This window comes from Variovorax boronicumulans (genome assembly GCF_030812215.1).
Lineage (GTDB): Bacteria > Pseudomonadota > Gammaproteobacteria > Burkholderiales > Burkholderiaceae_C > Variovorax > Variovorax boronicumulans_C.
This window is the reverse complement of the sequence record NZ_JAUSSG010000003.1, coordinates 305,624-326,547: the sequence shown is the minus strand read 5'-3', so window position 1 is coordinate 326,547 and position 20,924 is coordinate 305,624. Positions and strand designations below refer to the sequence as shown.

The 20,924-nt window shown below is 66.0% G+C and carries 6 protein-coding genes; 5 read left to right on the top strand and 1 reads right to left on the bottom strand.

All coding sequences use genetic code 11. From position 1 onward, the window contains the following. Positions 1-9: 9 nt before the first annotated feature. Entirely contained in the window at positions 10-15,117 is a 15,108-nt protein-coding gene (locus J2W23_RS10790; protein WP_307648703.1) for a LysM peptidoglycan-binding domain-containing protein, read from the bottom strand. Between the two features lie 368 nt (positions 15,118-15,485). Here J2W23_RS10790 and J2W23_RS10785 point away from each other — a divergent pair, with 368 nt between their 5' ends. The 5 genes from J2W23_RS10785 (at position 15,486) to J2W23_RS10765 (ending at position 20,924) form a co-directional block, all read left to right on the top strand. Beyond that, positions 15,486-16,826 (top strand): C4-dicarboxylate transporter DctA, encoded by a 1,341-nt coding sequence (locus J2W23_RS10785; RefSeq protein WP_307648702.1) that lies wholly within the window; start codon positions 15,486-15,488, stop codon positions 16,824-16,826. A 7-nt stretch (positions 16,827-16,833) separates the two neighbouring features. Then, positions 16,834-17,538 carry a GntR family transcriptional regulator gene (locus J2W23_RS10780; protein ID WP_176659611.1) on the top strand — a complete coding sequence of 235 codons (705 nt, stop codon included), beginning with the start codon at positions 16,834-16,836 and terminating at the stop codon, positions 17,536-17,538. A gap of 168 nt (positions 17,539-17,706) precedes the next feature. Next, positions 17,707-18,840 carry an AI-2E family transporter gene (locus J2W23_RS10775; protein WP_307648701.1) on the top strand — a complete coding sequence of 378 codons (1,134 nt, stop codon included), beginning with the start codon at positions 17,707-17,709 and terminating at the stop codon, positions 18,838-18,840. Positions 18,841-18,985: 145 nt separating this feature from the next. Further along, a complete protein-coding gene (locus J2W23_RS10770) occupies positions 18,986-19,420 on the top strand; it encodes a DUF2141 domain-containing protein (RefSeq protein WP_307648700.1) in 435 nt (144 codons plus the stop codon). A gap of 7 nt (positions 19,421-19,427) precedes the next feature. Beyond that, positions 19,428-20,924 carry a carotenoid oxygenase family protein gene (locus J2W23_RS10765; RefSeq protein ID WP_307648699.1) on the top strand — a complete coding sequence of 499 codons (1,497 nt, stop codon included), beginning with the start codon at positions 19,428-19,430 and terminating at the stop codon, positions 20,922-20,924.

Below are 20,924 nucleotides of genomic sequence, written 5' to 3'. Positions count from 1 at the left end.
AGTTAACATTTAATAGAGAGTCCCCAAGCTTTTATTCGAAATTACTGGGAAAGCAGTGATGGCTTGCCCCGTTTTCGAGTCAATTCCAAAATTGGCAAACTTCGTCTGCCGATAGAATTTTGTCGGATCTCCACCAAACAATGGCGTGTTCTTCAAATATCCCTCCCCCACAACATCATTGAATTTAAGAGAAATATAGTTATCAATTGGATTTCCCGTACTTATCGCATACTGTTGAATTCGTTCGGCTCGATTGATGCCGTAAAGCATGTCCTTGTTGGACAAGAATTGCGTAGAGTCAACTGCAAATCTATTATTCAACTTTCCCGTGATTTTTCCATCTGGGCGCATGCCCGTTGCCGCGGATACAAGCTGGTCCCTCAATGGCACTTGAGGCGAATGCCTCGCCATAAAATGAGCGTCAGGAGTTGCTGCTTGCCTTGCTTCCAACTCCCTGCGAGCGATATTTTCAGTGCGTTCCCAAATGATGGCTTGGCGTTCATCAGTACTTAGATGTCCGTACTTTTGGCGCAACTGTTCACCGCGTGTGAGCGCCTGCCGTTCAATCGCAAGCGCCTCACTTTTCACCGCCTGCATTTCAATTCTGGTTGCTGTGCTTGCGCCCCCGGTCAGAACCGTCGCCGCTGCGTTGATCAACGTATCGATACGTCCATCCCGCTGCTGCGTCAGGTTGAGATTCTTGCCGGTTGCAGGGTTGTAGCCGTCATCGCTGACAAAGCTTGCCCATCCAGTCCCCAGAGTATTTGCCACCCCACCTACCAGCTTGCCTGCAATGGTATTGCCCATCACATGCTGCACCTCGGGCGATAGCCATGTCTTTTCCCAGAACGTCGGCTGGTACGGCGTAAGGCTACCGTAGTAGCGACCACCACTTGGCGCTGTTTCAACCGCCTTTGCTTTGTCAATCCCCGCTTGCTGTGCAGCCCTGGAGGCCGTCAAGAAGCTCGTGTCAATATAGCCCGGGGGGGGCGTATCTCGAGCCTCAACGGTGATGGCAGGAAGGCGCCCAGGTGCGCCAGAGTCGGACTGATAGCTGCCCTGGTAATAGGTGCCGCCTTCACCGTCATCGACTCTCTCCCAAGCCCAGGGAGGAACACCAGTCGTTACCGCAGTGACGCGACCGCCGCTAGGTGCCTCCGACATCACAACAGGCTGCGATGGATCCAACACCCCGTTGGCCGCATATGCGGATTGCAGGAACAAACGGTTTCGGCGGATAGCTTCAGCGTCGCTGATCGTTGAACCGTCGTGCAGGGTGTTCATCGAGGCGTTCGGCTTAGTCTGCTGTTCGCCCGCCTGCTGGCCGTTAGCCGCGGCCAGCGAATCCCCAATGACGTTGCCAAAGGCATCCGCCGCGAGCGCGCCCGCACTGATCTTTCCACCGCGCGCTACCTGCCCCACCAAGCTGCCGCCCAGCCCCGAAACCAAGCTCCGCCCTAGATCGAAGCCCGTGATCGCTCCGTCAGGCACGCCATTCATGCCCGCCTGCTGACCGGGGTAGTAGTCCATCGCCGCATTCAGCCCTTGACCGACGCCTGCGCTCGCAGCGCTGGCCGCGACGCTCTTCCAGCTGAACTTTTCTTGCAACCCAGTGGCAATTGCAATGCCTTGCGTCGCGGCATTGCCGATGGCGCTCCGCACGATCGCATTGCCCACCAGCGCCGTCTGACTTGCCGTGCCAAAGGGCTGGAACCCGCTCAAGGCACCGCCAATCGCGCCTCCGATCGCGCCGAGCGCTACGCCCTTCCAGCTGAAGCTGTCCTGGGCACCGATGGCAACGCCGACCGCCTGACTCGCGATGGAACCCACGGCGCCAGCGATGGCCCCAGCAGCAGCCAAGGTGCCGGCGCTCGCAGTGCCGACAGTTACTCCGGCAGGGCCGATGAGCGAGAGGCTATAGCCAAACGTAAAGTACGAAGCAACGACGGCCACGATGGCCACGATGATCTGCCCCAGTCCACCGCATCCGCCCCCGCTCCCCTTGGGCTCGGGCATCGGCATGTTGGGACTCGTATCCCCCACCATCTTGCTCGGGTCATACGGCTTGAAGCTGTTCGCATTGTTCGCCGCCCCTACCTTCGTAGGAATCGTCAGCACCTGCCCCGACTTCAGATCCGCATTGCTCGACAACCCATTGGCGTCCGCAATCAGGTACCACAGCCCCTCATCCCCATAGGCCCCGCGCGCAATGCTCTGCAGCGTGTCGCCCACGCTCACCGCATACGTGCCCGGGCTGGCCGACGGGTAGTTGCCGTCGATCGGCTGGTACCCGAAATTGAACTCCGCCCGCGCCTGGAACAGCGGCACGCCGTTGGGCATGCTCGGGTTGTTCGGGTCGCGCAGTTGCCCGTACTGCCCCAGCACCTCGCCGTTGACCACCAGCTGGCGCTGCTCCTGGCCCGAGGCCAGGTATTTCGAATACAGGATGTTGCCCTCCATGTCGCTCACGAAGGTGCGGTTGGTCGCAGGCAGGGTCACGTCGCCGATGCCCAGCAGCTCGTTGCCGTTGCCGTAGAACCAGTTCGTGCCGCCCGGCAGGTTCACGTTGCTCGTGCCCACGGTGGTCATCTGCCGGTAGCCCTCGGCGCGCGAGTAGGTGTTGGCGTAGTTGGTCACGCTCACCTGCCCCGGCGTGAAATTCCACACCGTGTAGCCCAAGAGGTTGCCCGCGTTGTCGTAGCCGCCGGCCGTTCCCATGCCCGGTACGATCGGCGCGCCCAGCGCACCGTAGCCGATGGTGTACTTGCGCACGTTCTGGCTGTTGAACACGTCCTGGCGCGTGATCTGGCCGTTGGCGTTGTAGGTGCTGATGCGCGTCTCGCTGCCCGTGCCCGCGAGCGTCTGGCCGTTCCAGGTGGTGCCCAGCAAGGCATTGACGTAGCCTACCGGCAAGGTGCCCGCGGGGCCGGTCTGCACCACGCGGCTGGCGCCGTCGTACAGGCGCGCATCGGTCTGCACGCCGTCGCGCACCACGCTCTGCAGGCGCCCCAGCGCGTCGTAGCGGTACGCCTCGGTGGTCTCGCCCTGGCTGGTCACGTACTGCTTGGTGGCCGTGCTGTAGATCGCCGCCCCGGTCATCGGGTCGTAGCCGGTGATCTGGCTTTGCCCGTCCACCGTCTGCACACGATTGCCCCACCACGTGTCGCTGGTGCGGTTGCCGTTCTGGTCGTAAGTGATCCTGTGGCCCTGCGCGCCCAGTGCGCCCGCCGCGTTGGCGGCATTGGCCACCGTCTGGCGGTTCATCGCGTCGTACTGGAAGTACAGGTCGCTGTCCAGGCTCGTGTCCTGGTCGAGCACGTGCGTCTTGATGCGCGTGCGGTTGCCCACCTTGTCGTACTCGATGTTGACGTACGCACGGCCGTCGGCCACCCAGCGCATGCGGCCAAGCGCGTCGTAGGCGATGTGGTTGTCCTTGTAGACCACGCCGCCCTGGCCGAACCATTCGCGCACGCGGTTGCCGGCCAGGTCGTATTCGTAGCGGGCATCCTGGCCGGTGGTCTGGTCGTAGGTGCGAGCCAGCAAGCCTTCGATGTTGTAGGTGTACGTGCGGTTGGTGCCGCTGTCGAAAGTGAGCTGTCCTGCCTTGTCGTAGGTGTAGGTGTAGGCACGGCCGCCGAAGTCGGTGTGCGTGAGCACCTTGCCGAAGTAGCTGTAGCTCCAGGTGGCCATGTAGCCGTTGCCGTCGACTTCCGCGGTCTTGTTGCCAAGGGCGTCGTAGGCCACCTTGGTGCTCTGGCCCATGGGCTGGATGGTGCGCACCACGCGACCCTGCATGTCGTAGACATAGCGGATGGTCTCGCCGTTGCCATTGGTCTGGCTGAGCTTGCGCCCGGCCTGGTCCCAGGTGCTGGACTCGACGATGGCCCGGGTCGCAACCAGTTGCGGGATGTTGTTGGGCGTCTCGGCGTTGAAGACCTGCACCACGCCGCGCGTGGTCGTGAGCAAGCGGCCCAGGCTGTCGTAGGTGAAGCTGGTGAGGTTGGGCGCCACCGTCAGCGCATCGGTCGCCGAAACCTTGTTGCCGAAGACGTTGTAGCTGTTGCGGATCACGCCGCCGTCGGCATGCAGCTCCTGCAGGAGATTGCCGCGCGCGTCGTAGACCTGGCCCTGGATCTTGCCGTTGGCATCCTTGATCGCCACCTGGCGACCCAGCTTGTCGTAGAACAACTGGGTCACGGCAGCACCCGCGGTGCCCTGCACGCCGTCGGCGTCGGTCTGCTTCTGCTCGATGAGCTGGTTGTTGGCGTTGTAGCGGTAGGTGGTCACCCAGCCCGCCGAGCGCGGGTCGCTGATGGAGACCACGTTGCCCCAGCGGTCGGTGTTCCGGTTCACCACGGGGCGCGGCGAGCTGCCGGCGCCCTGGATGGCGGGGGTCTGCACGGCGTTGGCGCCGTTGGTGTTGCTCTGGCTCACCGCCGCGCTGCCCGCCACCGTGCTGGTGACGGAAGCAAAGAGCGGCGGGATCAGCGGCGTCATGTAGCCCGGGGTGTAGGGCGGCGTGTTGTCCTGCACCGATGGCGCGGTCGTGCCGACCTGCACCTGGTAGGAGTAGGGCACGGCTTGGTAGCGGGTTTCGTAGCGCGGCTGGTAACCGGTGATCACGGGTTTCTGCACCGCGACCTGGACCGGGTAGGTCACGTTCTGCCAGCCGGTGATCACCAGCACGTTGTCGTAGACGGTTCTATAGCGCGTCTCGTAGACCGTCGTGTACTGGATGTTGCCCCATGGGTCGCGCACGATGATGACGTTGCCCGACTCGTCGGTGGTCGTCTGGGGCGGGCCCTGCACCGCGACCGTATAGGCCTCCTGGCGCGGCACCTGCACCCACCCATAGACCGGATCGGTGCGCGTTTGGTACTGCGTCTCGTAGACGGTCTCGTAGACGATGTTGCCGCTCTCATCGCGGGCATAGATCGGATCGGACCCCACCTGAACCTGGTACGGCACCATGTTCACGCCCGAGCGCGTTTCCATGATGGGCGTTCTCTGATTGTCCAGAATGCCCGTCGCCTGCGCGACCGGTTGCGAGGTTCCACCGGAGACCAGCGTCGCCAGGATGCGGTACTCGTAGCGGCCGGCCGCGAGGTTGGTGATGTCCACCTGTTGCATGCCGATCGGCAGGCCCGATTCGTTGCTGCCGGCCAGATTGACGATCGGCAGCGTGCTCCAGGCGCTGCCGCCCACGGCGCGGTACTCGAAGGTCACCGTGTTGCCGGCGTTGATGATGGTCGAGTAGGGCCATTCGACAATGGTCTTCGGGCTGCCGATCGGGTTGCCCGACTCGTCGGTGCCGCCGGTGGTGGTGGAGCGAACGGCAGCGCCCGTGATCACCGGCAGATTGACCGGCGGGACCCATTGCGGGAGCTTGAATCCGCTCGATGAGAAATTGCCCGTGGCGTGCGCGTACGGCACGCCCTCGCCCGAATGCGTCCAGAGCAGCTCGTATTCGTAGTTGCCGGCGGCCACCAGCGTGACGTCGACGCCGTCCCGGCCGTTGCCGCGGGCGGTGACTGGCGTCGCAGTCCACGCGCCCGTGCTGCCGGCCACCCGGTAGCGGAAGACCTGCTCCACGGACGTTCCCGGCGATGACCAGGTGAACAGGCCGCCGCTGGTGGCGCCCATCTGATAGAACGCCATCGGCACGCTGATGAGCGACAGCGGCGGCGAGGTCAGGGTGACGGTGCCGCTGGCGGTCACGCTGGTCACGCCGGCCGTCGTGGTCTGCGTCACGCGGTACTCGTAGCTGCCCGCCGCCAGGCCGCTGGCGTTGTAGCGCAGCATGTCGCCGAAGTTCACCAGCGGGGCATTTACCCAGCCGGTCTCGCCGGTGCTGCCTGCCGGACGAACCTGCATGCGCATGGTGGTGGTCAGGTCGTCCGGCGCATCGATGTCCATGACCTGGCCGCTGTAGCCGAGCGATCCCTCGCTGATGACGGGCTGCCAGTTGCCGTACACGTCCTTCTTGTAGATGGTCAGGCGCGTGACTTTCTCGACACCGCCCTTTGCGTCGTTCCACTCGTCCTGCCAGGTCATCGTCAGGCTGTTGGTGTTCTCCGCCGCATTGGTCACGATCCGCGTCTGCGTGCGAATCAGGCCGCCTTCCATCTGCGGTGGCGGCAGCGGATTGCCCGACTCGTCGGTCGTGACCGGATTGCCGTTTCCATCCAGCGGCCGCGGACTCAGCGGGTAGAGCTGGGTCATGTACTCCATGACGACCTTGATGTCGCCACTGCCGAGATTCCTCAAGGGAGACCAGGCAAGATTGACCGTGTTCGTGCCGCTGCGGCCGTTGACCATCCCGTTTTCGTCCCGGGTCGGGTTGCTGGAGCCGGCGACGGATCCCTGGCTGAACAGGCGGCTGACTTGTGCACCGCCCGTCCACTCGCTGCGTCGGGGCTCGAGGGTCGAAGTGACGCGGCCCAGCAGGTCATAGACCATGTCCGTGCGGCGAAGGTCGGTCGCGGCCACCGCATCGGGCGTGGCGATGTTGCGCAAGTCCGCGTTGCCCGACGCCAGGCCGTAGCTGGTGATCTTCGCGGTCTGGTTGCCGAGCAGGTCGTAGAGCGCGACCTTGTCGACGCCGTCGCCCGAATTGGTTCGCCAGATGCGCCCGGCGTTGTCGTAGTCGAAGTACTCCTGGCGCCCGCCGTTGACGCCCTTGGCGGTCAATTCGCCGAAAGCGTTGTATTCCATCGCCGTGTCGATCAGGCCCGCCTGCGCCTGCGTGACGATGCTGACCGTGCTGCCGCTGACCTTGCTCCGGGACGCCGGATCGATGACGTGCGTCTGCTGCCCGAGCTTGTCGTACTGGTAGGCCCGGAAAAGGGTGCTCGAGACGTTGTCGCCGTCGGTCACCAGCTGCCATTCCTTGGCTACGTTGCCCAGGGCGTCGTAGGAGCTGTAGTGGTTGAAGCCCGCCGCGTCCGTGCTCTGCGTGGCATGGCCGAGCTTGTCGTACTGGGTGTAGGTCAGGCGGTCGGGGTTGATCTGCGAGTTGTTGTCGGCCCCGCTGGTCCAGAGGGCGGCGCTCGCGCCGTAGAGCACAAGGTTGCCGTCGCCCTGCATGACCAGGCTCGTGCCGCCCTTGGCGGCGGTGCCGGAGTTCCAGACGACGCCGTTCGGCCCGGACAGAACCATGTTGCCGTCGGCCTGGAAGACGAAACTGTTCGCACCGCTCCCACCGGTTTGCGAGTTCCAGAGCACCTGGTTGTTGTCGTGCCGGTCATAGACGACCAGGTTGCCGTCGGTCTGCAGGGTGAAGTTGTAGCGTCCGTCGGGCGAATAGATGCTTTGTCCCGGCGCAAGGCTCTGGCCTGGCGTGAGGCTCGTCGCCCCGGGCGCGGCGAGGGCATCCGCACCGGCTGTGGCCTTGTAGACGTGCGTCTCGGTCTTGACCACGACGTTGCCGTAGGCGTCGCGCTGGAACCTGGTCACCGCCGTGAGGTTGCCGTTGCTCGTGGACGGCGAGGCGGTGGCGCGTACCCGGCCCAGGGCGTCGTAGTAGCTGACTGTCGTGCCGCCGGCCGCGTCGGTGGTCAGCGTGAGGTTGCCGACCGCATCGTAGGCATAGCTGGTCACGAGGTTGGCACGGGCGCTGGTGCCGTTCGTGCTGGCACTGAACTCCACGCTGACGCGGGTTTCGCTGGTCTTGCGGCCTCCGCGATCGAACGCAAAGATCGTCTGGCGGTCGTTGGCGGCATCCGCCGTCGTCGTCGGCACTGCCACCGGCGCGCTGGCCGGGTTCCATGCCGCGACGGCCTTGGCGAACTCGGTGCGAACGGTCACGTTGCCCGCGCCATCGAAAGCTTGGGTCGTGAGGTAGCCGAGCGCATCGACGCTCGCGACCTGCTGGCCCTTCTGGTTGTAGTAGTTGTTCGTGTAGGCCCAGGTGTTCTGCCCCGCATTCTTGAGCAGGCCCACCCGCGTGAGGTCGCCGAAGGCGTTGTAGACGTTGACCGTCGTGCGCCCTGCCGTGGCGTACTGCGCGCCCAGTGCCGCGGACGAGTCGTACGTATAGGCCGACGATTCGACGACCATGGCGGTGCGCCCCGCCCGGTCGTACGTGGTGGTGAGCGTGCGGTCGACGCCATGGTTCACGCCCGCTGCATTGATCGCCGCGCTGACCTGGGCGGCAGTCAGGCTCGCGGGATTCCCCGCGGTGAGCGTGGTTCCGACGCCAAAGCGCTTGAGCTCCTTGACCTGGCCCCAGGTGTTGTACTGGTAGCCCGTGACGAAGCCCAGCGCATCGACCTCGTAGCCGACCCGGCCGAGCAGGTCGTAGGTCTTGTAGCTGAAGCTGCCCGCCACGTCGCGATTCGTGATGGCCTCGCCGAAGACGTTGTAGGTCGTCAGCGTGTCCAGGGTCTTGGTCAGTTCGGTACGGGTGGCCAGGCCGCCGGCACCGTTGGTCGTGAGCGTGTCGCCCGCGGGGTTGTAGACGCCGACCGGCGGGTAGATCACCCGGACCTGATGGCCGACGGCATCGTATTCGTAGCTTGTGGTGCGCTGCTCGGCGCGCCCGACCGCCTCCGTGCGCGACTTCAGGTTGCCCAGCGCGTCGTAGGTCATCTGGGTCACGATGCTCGCGCTGCCCGTGCGGGTCGCGTCGACCACGAGCTTGCCGCTGGCGTCGGGGATGACGGTGGTCACCTCGACGGCCGGCGACGTCTCCTTCGTCATCCGGCCGGCCGCGTCGTAGACGTAGGTCCAGACCGAAGCCTTCTTGTTGGTGAACGTGACCTTCTGGCCCAGCCCGTCGTAGGCGTAGCTTTCGGTGAAGCCCAGAGGGTCGGTCGTGCTGACGAGCCGGCTTGCGGCATCGTAGGTGAAGCTGTTGGTCCGGTCCTGCGCCGCCTGGACGACGATGGCGGCGGCGATCGCAGCGGCCGTGTTGGCGGTGGCGGCCGGGATGGACAGCGAGTAGTCGACGGTCTGGGTGATGCGATCCAGGCCGTCGTAGGTGTTGCGCTTGACGAACCCCATCGGATCGACGCTGTAGACCAGGCGGCCGGCGGCGTCGAAGGCCCGTTTGACCACGCGATCGGTGGTCGCACTGGCAGTGACCAGGGCACGCACCGTGCTCACGCTCGCGGTCCAGTTGTTCTGCAGTGTCGTGAGGTTGACGAGCGTCGCGTAGCTCACGCTTCGCACGGCATTGCCGAGTGCGTCGTAGCTGGTCTCGGTGACCGCGCCGGTCGCGTCCACCCCGAAGACCTGCCGGTTGGCCGCGTCGTACGCAGCGCGCGTCACCCGGTCGGCACCGGCATAGTCGTACACCCGGGCAGCCCGGGCCTGCGTCTCGGTCAGTGCGCTGGCGGCCGTCGGCACCGCCACGGCCTTCGCGAAGCTGTAGCGCGTGGTGACGTTGCCGTTCTTGTCGTAGACGGTCTCGGTCATGGCGCCGAGCGCATCGGTCACGAAAATCTGCCGGTTGGCGCGGTCGTACACCCGGTCGGTGATGCGGTCGTTCGCGGAGGCCGTGACAGCCGAAGGAACCGTGCTACCCGAGATCGCAGTGCCGTACTGGATCGTCTTGAGCACATTGCCGTTCTTGTCGTAGACCTGTTTGGTCACCGCACCCACGCCGTCTGCGCTCCAGGTGAGCCGGTTCGCCCGGTCGTAGACGAAGCGCTCGCGGGTGCCGCTTGCCACGTAGACGACTGCGGCGGTGGTGGTCGGGGTGTAGACGCTGGCGGCGTTGGCTTGCTCGAGCTGGTAGCCGCTGACGCGGAAGGCGCGGGTGTCATTCGTGGCGTACTTGACGACACCGAAACTCAAACCCGGCGATGCGGGCGTCACTCCGGTTGCTGTCACGCGATAGCGGCCGCCTCCAAGATCCTGTATGGCGTACTTGACGGGGTTGCTCCCGTACCCGGACAGCACCAGTGCAAACGAGTTCGCGACATTGTTGACGCTCGCGCTACCGAAAGACGGCGGCAGACCGTCTTCCATCTCCACGATCACGGACAGCGTGTAGGTCACGCCCGATGTCGTCGACACCGACTTGTAGGCATAGCTGCCGGCTGGATCGGAGGCCAGCCTGATCGCACCCGCAAACCCGGTCATCGTCGTTGCCGTCACGGCACCGGCTCTACTCGGCGCATCGCCGACGCCATTGGCGAATTCACTCTGCGTGAACAGGTTGGACCCCGCTTGCTGCGGGTTGGTCGCCAATGTCACGGCAGCGGTCAGGGCGGCAGCGGTGGCTGCCGTGGCCACGGGCACGGTGACGGCGTAGGAGATCCGCTCGACAACATTGCCGTTGCCGTCGTAGACCGCACGCTTGACCGCCCCCACACCGTCGATCGTGTAGATGGCGCGATTGAGCTGGTCGTAGACCGAGCGCAGGCGCTGATCGCGCGCGGCGTCCGCCGCTGGCGCGGGAACGGTACCGGGCGTCCAGCTCGCCAGCGCGATGCGATTGGCATACGCCACGCGATCGATCACGTTGCCGTTGGCGTCGTAGGTGAACTTGACGACCTCGCCCAGACCGTTGACGGTGGCCGCGAGGCGGCCGTTCTTGTCGAGGACACGGTATTCGACGCCGTCCTTGGCGGCGCTGACGACCACCTTGGCCTCGATCTGCGCCACCGTCGGCGCTGCGCCGAGGCCGGTGAGGTCGATCGGCGTGGCGTAGGCCACCGTCTGGATCACCCGGCCCTCGGCGTCGTACTTCGTGCGCTGAAGGTTGCCGAGCGCATCGAGCGTGAAGATCAGCTGGTCTTCGGCGTCATACGCGCGGCGCGTGACCTGCCCGTTGGGGTCGGTGCTGCTCGTCAGGTTGCCGTTCTTGTCGTAGGCATAGGCCGTCGTCAGGTTCAGCCCCGTGGGGTCGACGCGCATCTGCGTGCGGCGCCCGAGCTTGTCGTAGGCGTATTGGGTGGTCACGCCATTCGGGTCGATCACGGTGAGCGTGTTGCCCACGCCGTCATAGGTGTACTGCGTGACGAGGTTCAGGCCCGTGGGGTCCACGGCCTTGCTGGTCACCTGGCCCTTGAGGTCGTACACGATGCTCGTGACCACGCCGTTCGGATCGGTCACGCTGATCTGCCGGCCCTTGGCGTCGTAGGCGTAGGTGGTGATCAGGTTCAGGCCCGTAGGGTCGACAGTGCGCGTGAGCAGCCGGTTGGCCGCGTCGTACCCCAGCGTCGTGGTCGTGCCGTTCGCGTCCTTGGTGGTCGCGAGGCGGGTCGAGCGGTCGTAGGTGTTCGTGGTCGTCGTCAGCGCGGTCGTCGTGACGAGCAGGTTGCCGTTCTTGTCGTAGGTGTAGCTCGTGGTGTTGCCGTTGCCGTCGACCACGCTTTGCGTCTGCCCCAGGCGCGTGCGCACCGTGGTCACGGTGATGTTTTCCGGGGTCTTGACCGCGACGCTGCGCAGCGTCTTGTCGTAGGTGAACGTGGTCACCTGGCCCATCGCATCGGTCTGCGTCAGCACGCGATCGAAAGCGTCGTAGCTGGTGGTGCGGACGCCCAGGAGCGCATCGGTCGTCGTGACCGTGCGGCCCAGGCGGTCGAAGCCCTGCTGGCGAACGTTGCCGTTCGCGTCGGTGCTGCGCGTGAGCCGACCGAACGCGTCGTAGATGGCGCTGGTGATGGCATTGATGCCCGATGCGTCCTGCACCGTGCCGGTGACGAGGCCGCGGCGGTCAACCGACATCGACTGGACCCGTTGCACCCCACCGCCGAGCGCTTGCGTGCGCCCGGTCAGGTCGCCGAAGGCGTTGTAGCTGGACTGGGTCAGGTTGCCGAGTTCGTCGGTGCTGCTGCTGAGCTTGCCGGTGACTGCGTAGGTGAAGGTCTGCTTGCTGTCGAGCGCGGCATTCCTGATCCCGTCGATGGCGGTCTTCAGCGCCTCGGTGACCAACCCGCCGGCAAGGCCGGTCATGCTGCCAAGACGGGTGCCATAGCGCACGGTCGCGCCGAGTTGGCCGAGCGTGTCGTACTGCTGCTCGGTCACTTCGCCGAGCGCGTTGATGCTGTGGGTGAGGCGACCGTTCAGGTCGTAGAAGAACAGCGTCTTGTTGCCGTATGCATCGGTGGTGCTGAGACGCCTGCCGGCCGCATCGTACGCATGCGTGAGCCCGTACTGCGACCAGATGGCATCGATCTGCGCCTGGGTCTGGCCGGCGACGAGCAGCGCGCCGCCTTCGGCGGTGAGTTCGCCCGTGAGGCGCCCCTGGATGTCGTAGCGGGCGTTGATCGTCTGGACTTCGGTCGTGCCGAACGCGTTGGTGGTCTTGACAAGGTTGCCGGCGTTGTCGTACTCGTACCGGAAGACGGTCCCTTCGTGATTCGTGCGTTGCGTGACGCGGTTGAGCTTGTCGTAGACGACCGTCGTCGTCCGGGACTCGGCGTTGGCGGCCGGACGCAAGCTCGCTGCCGTCGTGGCCGTCGTCATCTGCGAGAGCAAGGTCGCATCGACGCGAATCGCATGGCGCGTGGAGGTCGTGATGTTGCCGTTGGCGTCATACACGTTCTCGGTCATGAAGCCTTCGGCGTCGATCTGCGCCACGACGCGATCTTGAGCGTCGTAGATCCAGCGCGACGTCTGGTCTTGCGCGCTGCCCGCCGGAATCAGCTGCGCGAGCGTGCCGCTGGCGCGCAGGGCGGCGGTGGTTGCCGTCGCGTAGGAGATCTGCGTGACGAGAAGTCCCTCGGCGTCGTAGCGCGACTCGGTCAGATAGCCTTCGGCGTCGAGGGTGGCCAGCAGCAGTCCGTCGTTGTCGTAGAAGCGGCGTGTGACCCGGTCGCTGGCCGCATTGGCCGTAGGCGCCGTCGCGGCGAGGGTTGGCGCCGCGCCCAGGGAAGCCGTGGCGATGACCTGGCTGTACTGCGTGGTGCCCACAAGGCGCGACGCGCCGTCGTAGCGCAGGTCGGTGACCGCGCCGGCCGCATCGATCGTTCGCACGAGCCGGCCGACGCTGTCGTAGATGCGCCAGGATTTCTGGTCGGCGGCGCTGCTCGCAGGCCGGATGGCGCTCAGCCGATTGACGGGCGCGCTGTTCGGGTCGGTGAAGTACGCCGTGACCGCGGGCGCATTGGCTGCCGTGGCATAGACGATATTCTGGGTGAGCTGGTTGTTCCTGTCGTAGACATACTCGGTCACCCGGTTGTTGCCGTCGATCTCGGCAACCAGGCGCCCCGCCTCGTCATAAAGGCGCCCCGTGCGTGCGCCCGTCGGGTCGACCTGTTGGTAGATGCGCCCGTTCTTGTCGTAGTAGTTGGTGGTGACGCCGAGATTCGCATTCAGCGCGGAGCCCTGGGTGACGCTGACCAGGCGGGAATTCTTGTCGTAGACGCTGGTGGTGATCAGGCCGTTGGCCTGAGTGATGACGGTCTTGTTGTTGATGTCGTCGTAACTGCTCAGCGTGGTCTGGCCGAGCGCGTCCTGCGCCGAGAGCTGGCGCCCCTTGCCGTCGTAGGTGAAGGTGGTGGTGCCGGCGATGGCGCTGATGGTGCTCAGCAACAGGCCCGCGCGGTCATAGACGTACTGGGTGATGGACTGGCTGGCGTCGGCCACGCCGTTGCCACTGGCGTCCACACGGCCGAAGGCCGTGACCTTCTGGATCTGGCCGCGCGCGTCGTAGACGGTATCGGTGCGGCTGGCCTGGGTGCGGTCCTGCGTGCCAGCCCAGGTGACCAGTTCGGCCTCGGTGGGAACGGCGGTGGCGGCCAGGGCCGTGACGTTGTACTTGGCCGCGGCGTACTCGAGGCTGCTGGTGCGCTGGCCGTAGCTGTCGTAGCGGTACTCGGCGACCCGCCCCTCGGGACTGAGGACAAAGCGCACCTGGTTCTTGCCGGCCGCGTCGTAGACGTAGCGTGTGGTCAGGGGCTGCGAGGGCAAGCCGGCACCGGCGCCGTCCGGATCGGGGGTGAGGTAGACGGTCTCGGTGAGCAGTTGGTTGCGTGCGTCGTAGGTGCGGGTGATCGTGTTTCCCGCGGCATCGCGTTGCAGCGTCTGATTGCCGTTCGCGTCGTACTGCATCGTCACCGCGAAGCCTTGCGGGTCGGTGACGAGGGTGACGTTGCCGCTGGCGTCGTAGCTGAACAGCGTGAGCTGCGATACGCCGCCCACCGGCGGTGCCTTGATCTGGGTCAGTTGTCCGGCGGCGTCGTAGCTGTAGACGCTGACCAGGCCCAGCGGGTCGGTAACGGTCGTGCTGCGCGCCGTGGTGTCGTACGTGTAGCTGGTGGTCTGGCCCAGTCCGTCCTTGACGGTCGCAACGCGGTAGTCGGCCCCCACCTGCACATACGTGAAGGCCAGGCTCGTCCCATCTTTTTGAGTGACCGACGCGACGCGCTTGCTCGTGCCGTCGTAGGTATAGGTGGTGACGTATGTCGGGCCGTCGGCAATGCTGTTGTCTTCGGGACTGAGGTCGACCGTGACCGTCGAGAGCCGGTTGGCGCTGTCGTAGGCATAGCGCACCCGCGTGAGGGAGGCTCCGCCCGTGGCCACGGTGCGAATCTGGGTGAGGTTGGTGCCCGTGTAGTCGAAGTAGGTCGTCTCACCGTTGGCGTCGACCATGCTCTGCAGCGTGCCGTTGGCGTTGTAGGCGTAGGTCAGCGTATTGCCGGCAGGATCGCTCGCCGTGAGCAGGCGGCCCTGGCCTGTCGACTCGTAGCGTTCCAGCAGGCCGGTGCTGCCGTCGGTCCACGTGAAGCGCAGCGCCGTGGAATCGTAGGCAATGGTGTCGAACGCGCCGGCTCCGGCCGAGCTGACGTAGAGGCTGCGCGCGACGTCCCATGTGTAGACGGCACTGGCGCCGTCGCGATCTGTGCGCGTGAGGGTGCTGCCGGCCGTGGCGACCGTGCCGGTGAGCTGGACGCGCTGGCCATATGCGCCCACGACCCAGTTGTCCGCGTTGTCGTCGTTCAGCAGGCCCTGGCTGTTGTAGGTACGGACAGCCTGGATGTCCAGGCCTCGCCCGACGAGCTTGTCGTCGAAGTCCTGCAGCACCAGATTGCCGTTGGCGATGTTGACGAAGGCCTGCTCGCCATTGCGCCCCTGGCCGGCGGCCCCCTGTGTGCCCCGCTGCCCGAGCGTTGCCAAAGACGCCAAGCTCAACCCGAGGCTGTTGCCGCTAACGATCGCTACCATTTTGTGCCGCCTGTCTATCTGTATATAGAAGCGAACTGCGCTTTGGCCTGCTCGAACCCGCTTCGCACAGCGGACCCGAAACCCGGGGTGATGTCCGGGAGGCCGCCAACTCCCCTCCTGGGGTTGGCGCACGGTTCTTGACCAATACATCCAGAGATTTGGGAATTTGTTTAGCAATGTTGCGGTTTTGTTGCTCCGGCGAAGTGGGCGAGCGATGCCGGCGAGGCCTCGGCTGCAAAAACCGGGCATCTCAGGGCCCGGGAATACCCTCTGCCACTCCCGAAACCTTCTTGCCTACATTTCTTGTATGCAAGAAAAAGCGACGCTTGCATGCAACCCTCGACAAGACATAAAGACAGGAGACTCCCATGCCTCGCTTCGCCAAATCGCTCTTCGGTCAGGTGGTCATCGCGCTGGTGCTGGGCGTGCTCGCCGGCCTCTTCTGGCCCGAGTACGCCGTCAAGCTCAAGCCGCTGGGTGACGGCTTCATCAAGCTGATCAAGATGATCATCCCGGTGCTGGTGTTCTGCGTCGTCGTGCACGGCATCGCGGGTGCGGGCGACCTGAAGCGCGTGGGGCGCGTGGGCGTCAAGGCGCTCATCTACTTCGAGGTGCTCACCACCATCGCCCTCGCCATGGGCCTGGTGCTGGCCTTCGTGTTCCAGCCGGGCGTGGGCATGAACGTGGACCCGGCCAAGCTCGACCCGGCCGCGATGAGCGCCTATGCATCGAACGCCGACAAGCTCACCAGCGGCGGCACGGTCGAGTTCCTGATGAAGCTGATTCCCACCACGGTGGTCAACGCCTTCGCCACGGGCGACGTGCTGCAGGTGCTGCTGTTCGCGGTGCTGTTCGGCTGCGCGCTGTCGCTCCTGGGCGATCGCGGCAAGCCGGTGGCGGTGGTGGTGGATGCGCTCTCTCTGGTGCTCTTCAAGATCATGGGAATCATCATCAAGCTGGCGCCGCTGGGCGTGCTGGGCGCCATCGCGTTCACGGTGGGGCAGTACGGCATCGGCTCGCTCAAGCAGCTGGGCATGCTGGTCGCCCTCTTCTACGGCGCGGTGCTGGTCTTCGTGTTCGTGGTGCTGGGGCTGGTGATGCGCATGTCGGGCTTCAGCCTCTGGAAGCTGCTGCGGTACCTGCGCGAAGAGCTCGCCATCGTGTTCGCCACCACCTCGTCGGACAGCGTGCTGCCGCAGATCATGGCCAAGCTGCGCCGCATGGGCATTCGCGACTCGACGGTGGGCCTGGTGATTCCGACGGGCTACTCATTCAACCTCGACGCCTTCTCGATCTACATCACCCTCGCAGCGGTGTTCATCGCGCAGGCCACCAACACGCCTATCTCGATGGCGGACCTGCTCACGATTCTTGCGATCGCGCTGGTCACCTCCAAGGGCGCGCACGGCGTGCCGGGTTCGGCCATCGTGGTGCTGGCAGCGACGCTGCATGCGATTCCGGCGATCCCGGCCATCGGCCTCGTGCTGGTGCTGTCGGTGGACTGGTTCATGGGCATCGCCCGCGCGCTGGGCAACCTGATCGGCAACTGCGTGGCCACGGTGGCGATCGCGGCGTGGGAAGGGGACATCGACCGCGACCGCGCACATGCGGTGCTCGACGGCACCTACTCGCCCGACGACGAGCCGCTGGCCGAGACGCCCGCGGCGCCCGTGGTAAACACCGGCACTGCAGCTTCCTCCGCCCACTGAAAAACAAATGGCCACCGACGTCAGCCCCACCGCCATCGCCGAGCGCGTCGTCGAGGCGATCCTCGCGCAGAAGCTCGCGCCGGGCGAGCGGCTGGGCGAGCAAGCCCTGGCCGAGAACTTTGCGGTGAGCCGCACCATGGTGCGCGAGGCACTCATGCAGTTGCAGGCGCGCGGCTTCGTCGAGGTGCAGTCGCGCCGCGGCTGGTACGTGGTGGAGCCTTCGGCCGAGGAAGCGCGCGATGCCTTCTCGGCCCGCCGCATCGTCGAGGCCGGCATCCTGGCCGCGAGCGAGGGCCGGCCACTCGGCAAGGTGATCCGCAAGCTGCGCGACCATATCGCCGACGAGCAGCGCGCCATCGAGGGCGCCGATGCCGCCACGCGGGCCTTCCTGCTCGCCGACTTCCATGTCTGCCTCGCCGAGCAGATGGGGCATCAGTTGCTGGTCGACGTGCTGCGCGACCTCACGGCGCGCACCACGCTGGCTGCCACGCTCTACCAGTCCAAGCACGAGGCCGGGCAGTCGTGCGCCGAGCACGGCGCCATCGTCGCGGCGCTCGAGGAGGGCGATACCGACAAGGCGCGCCGCCTGATGCTGGAGCACATCGGCAATGTCGAGCGCGCGCTCGAAGTCGAAGCCACAGCCGAGCCCGATGCGCCGAGCCGCTTGCGTGCCACGCTGGCACCGATCGCCCTGCCGCGCGCCAAACGTTGACGCCGACGCTGTGCATTAGTACCGCAGCGCGCTATCGATGAGATAGCACGCGGCGACCGTCTGGCAGCAGCTACAGGCGAATTCGCCCCCTCCCCTCCGCCGCCCCGCACAAGGGCGTGCCCGCTGACAGGATGGCGCCTTCGTGCTCGGCTACAGTCCGAGACACTTATGAACTCACCCCAACTCCAGCGCGGCGTGTTCCTCGCCCTGCTCGCCGCCGTCACCGTCGCCTTCGTCTGGGTGCTGCTGCCGTTCTTCGGCGCGGTGCTGTGGGGCGTGGCACTGGCGATCCTGTTCACGCCGCTCTACAAGTGGCTGCTGAAGAAAATGCCGGGCAAGCGCAACGCTGCAGCGCTCTCTACGCTGGCCATCTGCCTCTTCATCGTGATCCTCCCGCTGGCCATGGTCGGCGTGTCGCTGGTGCAGGAGATCGCGCTGGTCACGCAGAACATCCGCTCGGGGCAGATCAACTTCGCGCAGTACTTCCAGCAGATCCTCGCGGCCACGCCGCAGTGGCTCCTGAACCTGGTGGAGCGCTTCAACCTCGGCGACGCCGCCGCCTGGCAGGCGCGCATCTCGGCCGGCGCGGCGCAGGGCAGCCAGCTCATCGCGGGCCAGGCGCTCACCATCGGGCAGAACACCTTCGATTTCGTGGTCAGCTTCTTCGTGATGCTGTACCTCTTGTACTTCCTGGTGCGCGACGGCGCGACGCTCTCCAAGACCATGCGCGACGCCGTGCCGCTCGCCAAGCCGCACACGCACTACCTGCTGAACAAGTTCACCACCGTGATCCGCGCCACCGTGAAGGGCAACGTGGCGGTGGCCATCGCGCAGGGCACCATCGGCGGCCTGGCGTTCTGGTTCCTCGGCGTGCAGGGCGCGCTGCTGTGGGCGGTGCTGATGGCCTTCCTGTCGCTCCTGCCCGCGGTGGGTGCGGCGCTCATCTGGGGGCCGGTGGCCATCTACTTCCTGGCCACCGGGCACTTCTGGCAGGGTGGCGTGCTGATCTTCGTGGGCGTGTTCGTGATCGGCCTGGTCGACAACATCCTGCGCCCCGTGCTGGTGGGCAAGGACACGCAGATGCCCGACTACATCGTGCTGATGTCCACCATCGGCGGCATGGCGATCTTCGGCATCAACGGCTTCGTGATCGGGCCGGTGATCGCGGCGCTGTTCATGGCGGCGTGGAGCCTGTTCGCGGACTCGGGCCACGTGGGCAACGGCCACCAGACGATCGAGCCGCCGCAGACGCCGGAAGCCGCCGACCCGGCCGCCCTGCCCGAGAGCCGCAAGAAGGGCTGAACCCGGCAGGGTGCGGCGCTTCTCGCGCCGGCCACGCGCACTTGGTGCATTTCGCGCACGCATTTCCGCATTTCGTCGCATGCCGCTGGGCACCGCCCGGCGCCTGCGGGATCGTCGGGGCCTCTTCACTGCAACGAGGCCTGCCATGCGTCCTTTCGCTCTCCCTTCCCGCCCGGCCGTGCGCGCGATATGCGCCGCCGCCCTCCTCGCGCCGCTGGGCGCACTCGCCGCCGACCTGCGCCTGAGCGTGGCCGACGGCCCCGCCGCCGACGCCACGCTGTACGTCGCGCTCTACGGCAGCGCCGCCGGCTTCGCTGGCACCGCGCTGGCCTCGCAAATGGTGCCGATGCGCGCCGGCACGGCACAGCTCGTGTTCCCCGGGCTGGCATCGGGGCGCTATGCGGTGCGTGTGTTCGCGGACGAGAACGGCAACGGCAAGCTGGACACCAACCTCTTCGGCATGCCGACCGAACGCTACGGCTTCTCGAACGATGCCAAGGGCAATCTCGGCCCGCCCGAGTTCGACGCCGCCGCGATCGGCGTCGATGCCGACCTGCAAACCGTCATCCACCTGCGCTGAGGCCGCCATGCAAAGACGCGAACTCATGCGACTGCTGGCTTCGGCCGGCGCGCTCTCCCTTCTTGCGCCCCTGGCGCGCGCTGCCGGCAAGGACGACTGGCAGGCCGACTTCGAGGCCGCCGACGCGCCCTGGAAGACCGGCTTCGCCACACCGCCGAACGACCTTCCGCTGACCCGCGCCACAGTGCGCGGGCGCTTCCCCGACGCCGTCGCCGGCACGCTGTTCCGCATCGGTCCGGCAGGCCACGACCTGGGCGGCGAGCGCTACCACCACTGGTTCGACGGCGACGGCATGGTGCATCGCTTCGTGATCGACGGCGCCGACGTGCGCCACCAGGGCCGCTATGTCGCCACCCCCAAGCGCGTGGCCGAAGTGAAGGCCGGACGCCGCCTGTTCGAGGCCTTCGGCACCGTGCCGCCGGGCGTCGAATCGCCGACCTCGGCCGACAGCATCAACGTCGCCAACACCAGCGTGCTGCCGCTGCAGGGCGAGGTGCTGGCGCTGTGGGAAGGCGGCTCGGCCACCCGCATCGACGCGCGCACGCTGGACACGCTGGGCGTGAAGACCTGGCGCCCCGACCTCGCGGGAATGCCCTTCTCGGCCCACCCCAAGGTGGACCCGGACGGCACGGTCTGGAACTTCGGCATCAGCAACAGGCAGGGCCTGATGGCGCTGTACGAGATCGGCGCCGACGGCGCGTTGCGGCGCGCAGCCGCGGTGTCGGTGCCCGACATCGCGATGGTCCACGACTTCGCCGTGACCGAGCGGCACCTGGTGTTCCTGATGCCGCCGCTGGTCTACGACGGCAAGCGCAAGGAAGCCGGCGCGAGCTTTCTGGATGCGCATGTCTGGCGGCCCGAACTCGGCATGCGCGCGCTGGTGATCGACAAGCAGGACTGGGACAAGCGCCAGATGCTGACGCTGCCAGCCGGCTTCCTGTTCCATGTGGGCAACGCCTGGGAAGAAGACACGCCGCGCGGCACGCAGGTCCACATCGACTACGTGCGTTCGGACAACGCCGATTCGGTGTTCACGACCAACCGCGAACTGATGCGCGCACGCGTTGCAAGAAGCACCCGCCCGCACCTGACCGTCGCCTCGCTGAACCTCGGCACGGGCGAGGCCACGCAGAAGGCATTGCCGCTGGAGGCGGAGTTTCCGCGCATCGATCCGCGTCGCGTCGGCCTGCGCCACCGCCAGGTGGTTCACGCGACACAGATGCGCCCCGGCATGCCGGGCTTCGGCGCCGTCGCGCGCACCGATGTCGAAAGCGGCCGCAGCCAGCGCTTCAGCTACGGCGCAGAGGCCATCGTGGAAGAGCATGTCTTCGTGCCGGAGGGCCCGAAGCCGGGCTGGGTGCTGGGCACGGCATTCGACTTCGGCCGGCAGAAGACGGTACTGTCGTGCTTCGCGGCCGACCACCTGGCGGCCGGACCGGTAGCGCAGGCCACGCTGCCTTACGCGCTGCCGCTGGGCCTGCACGGTGCCTTCGTGCCAGCCTGA